This is a genomic window from Brotaphodocola sp., assembly GCF_050873065.1.
GTDB lineage: Bacteria > Bacillota > Clostridia > Lachnospirales > Lachnospiraceae > Brotaphodocola.
In genome coordinates, this window is sequence record NZ_JBNMIC010000113.1 from 1 (window position 1) to 2863 (window position 2863).

General features: G+C 48.6%; 3 protein-coding genes. All 3 read right to left on the bottom strand.

Features of this window, described 5'->3' with window-relative positions; genetic code table 11:
• Positions 1-258 precede the first annotated feature (258 nt).
• From ACR0QE_RS13295 to phnE (ACR0QE_RS13305), 3 genes are read right to left on the bottom strand one after another with little or no spacing between them, the layout of a single operon-like run.
• The gene (locus ACR0QE_RS13295; RefSeq protein WP_432628813.1) at positions 259-1104 is read right to left on the bottom strand and encodes a metallophosphoesterase family protein; all 846 of its coding nucleotides are present in this window, start codon (positions 1102-1104) and stop codon (positions 259-261) included.
• 52 nt (positions 1105-1156) lie between these two features.
• Positions 1157-1939, bottom strand: a complete 783-nt coding sequence (gene phnE, locus ACR0QE_RS13300) for a phosphonate ABC transporter, permease protein PhnE (RefSeq protein ID WP_432628814.1) — start codon at positions 1937-1939, stop codon at positions 1157-1159.
• Positions 1936-2715 (bottom strand): phosphonate ABC transporter, permease protein PhnE, encoded by a 780-nt coding sequence (gene phnE, locus ACR0QE_RS13305; protein ID WP_432628815.1) that lies wholly within the window; start codon positions 2713-2715, stop codon positions 1936-1938. The genes phnE (ACR0QE_RS13300) and phnE (ACR0QE_RS13305) overlap by 4 nt, the downstream gene beginning before the upstream one ends.
• Positions 2716-2863: the final 148 nt, after the last annotated feature.

Sequence of the window (2863 nt, forward strand, 5' to 3'; positions counted from 1 at the left end):
CTCTACCATTGAACTATTCCCCTATGACATTTAAAACATTCGTCTCAACTGAGCACTCGTATATAATATCATACGTTACTACATCTGTCAACAAAATTTTTTATTTTTCTAAATGAAGTTACAAAATGCCCAATATAATATATAAAGATGTTTAAAATATTACTTTCACATACCTGTTTCCTATTACTCAAAATCCGACAAACACAATCTGATACGCAAAGCAATATTCCAAACATCCTCAATTTTTTTCTTTTTGCTTTATTTTTTCAGAGCCTGTGAAGGAGAAAAGTAAATCTCCCCAAGACATCTTCCCGTCAGATTCACCTTCGTCTTACATTGATCAATGCCATTCCGCCCCAGATGATAGACGCTGTATCCATATCCTTCCTCAAAAGATACTCCGCCAGCTTCCAGTTCTTCTCCACGGAAAGACATACTGTCCGCAATGTAATACGGAACCTGTGCCACACGGCCCACATAGTGATGATGCGTATGCCCGCAGATCACTGCCGCTGGTCTCGTCTCGCGAAGAATCTCCATGATCTGTTTTTTCTGCGGAATCGGAGGAACTCCCGGAAGCTGATCGATGAGCTGATGATGCGTCATCAAGATCACCGGTTTCCCTGTTTTTTTTGCCTCAAGCAGGTTTTCCCGCATCCAGACAAGCGCACTCTCGTCCGCACAGCCATCCGGACAGCCCTGTACACTGCTGTCAAAGGAGACGATAACCGCTCCCTCGAGTTCCTCGACAAAGTGATACGGGGACGCTCCGGCACGCTCTGCCTCCTCCTTTGACATTTCCAGCCACCCGATTCTCAGATTCTTCTTGCTGTCATGATTTCCCGGAGTGATGATCACCGGACGCTCCCCGACGAGATCCCGAAGCGCTCCACGCAAAGTCCGGTAATCTTCCACACTTCCATCTTCTGTCAGATCTCCCGTGACAAGAACCGCATCGATCGGCTGTTCCCGCAGAGCTTCCAAAACGCATTCCCGCAGGAAAATCAGAGGATCTTTCATCTGTGTCAGCATCTTTTCATATCCACTAACGCCACCCGGATAGAAACTTCGATAATGAATATCGGAAATGTGCAAAAAATTCATTCTATCTTTCGTCTCCACAATCTTTGTTTTGCTCCTGTTTCTCTTATCTTTCTTATCTCAATTTCTTTCGAATCATTCCGGTGAGAAGATCCATAACAAAGACCATCACAACAACGCCAAGCAGAATGATGCTGACCTTGTCCCAGTTTCGCGACTGGATTGCAAAAATCAGCGGCGCTCCGATTCCGCCCGCTCCGACAAGTCCGAGCGTGGAAGCACTTCTGACCGCAATCTCAAAGTGATTCAGCGAGAGGGAACTGTAAATCGGCATCAGCTGCGGAACTCTCGCAAAGAACAAAGTCTGCCAGAATCCGGCGCCGACTGCGCGCATCGCCTCCGCAGAATCCTCTCCCATCGCTTCAAGTTCCTCGGTGTAGAGTTTTCCGAGCATTCCAATCTGATGAACGCCGATCGCCATGACACCGGCAAACGGACCCGGTCCGACCACTTTTACAAAAATGATTGCATAAACGAGCTCCGGAAATGCTCTCAGCACATTACAGATAAATTTGCCGATCTTTGATACCCACGGATAGGATTTCCAGAGATTGGATGCGCTGAGAAGTGTGATCGGAAGTGCAAGAATCGTCGCAATCGCAGTTCCGAGAAACGCAACTCCAAGCGTAAGTCCGAGAAGACTTAAAAGATCCTCTCCGCTTCCGTCATACACAAAACTCCACCGCGGTTTTAACAGCCCCCGAATGACTTCCATTCCCATCTGAGGAGAAAAACCGGCAAGGCCCGAAAAATCAACGCCTGCAATGCAGTACACAATCACTGCCACTGCCGCAAGGCCGATCGCCCATCGGCGAATACTTCCTGCCTGTCTCATCATACCAATCTCCTCCTGATCGCTTCACTGAGTGCATCCACAATCGCAACCACAACAAGAATCATCAAAATTACCAGCGAAACTCTCTCATACTGGAGCAGGGCCAGAGAAGAATTCAGGATCACTCCGATTCCGCCTGCACCGACATATCCGAGAACCGTGGACGCACGGACGTTTACCTCAAGTGCATAGAACGTGTAGCTGACAATCTGACTGAGCACCTGCGGCGCAATCGACCAGAACGCAATCTGAACCTTGTTTGCTCCGACAGACTCTGCCGCCTCAATCGGGCCATAGTCAATCGTCTCGATCGTCTCATAAATCAGCTGGGAAACCATGCCGAACGTGAAGATCGCGATCGTCAGAACACCTGTCGCCTCTCCGATTCCGATCACTGCGACGAGAAGTGCCGCAAGCAACAGGTTCGGGATCGTGCGGACTACGTCCATGATAAAACGCATCACCGTCGTGACTGCCATATTTCTCGTCACCACCGTCGTTCCGAGAAAGGCCGCCGGAACTGCAAAGAAAACGCCAAGCACCGTTCCCACCACCGACATTTTCAAAGTCTTCGCCATCGGATCAAGAAGTTTTGGCAGATAAGAAAAGTCAGGATGCATCAGACGGCTGAGAAAAATCCCCACCTGATCGAGGTTTGAAAACACTTCTGAGAAATCAGCTTCCGTCACCGCTGCACTGCCGAAGATACAGACTGCGAGCAGAAACACAATCAGCAGGTGCTTATACCACTCAAAATGTACCGTGTCCTTCAGTTTCATCTGCTTTCCTCTCCGTCGTCTTCCGACGCTTCCTGTTTCATCGCAATGTTCTTTCCGTAAATGCGCTCTAACTCTGCCTCATCCAGCTGTTTCGGTGTTCCGTCAAAGACCACTTTTCCGCTCTTAAATGCCAGAATACGGTCAGAAA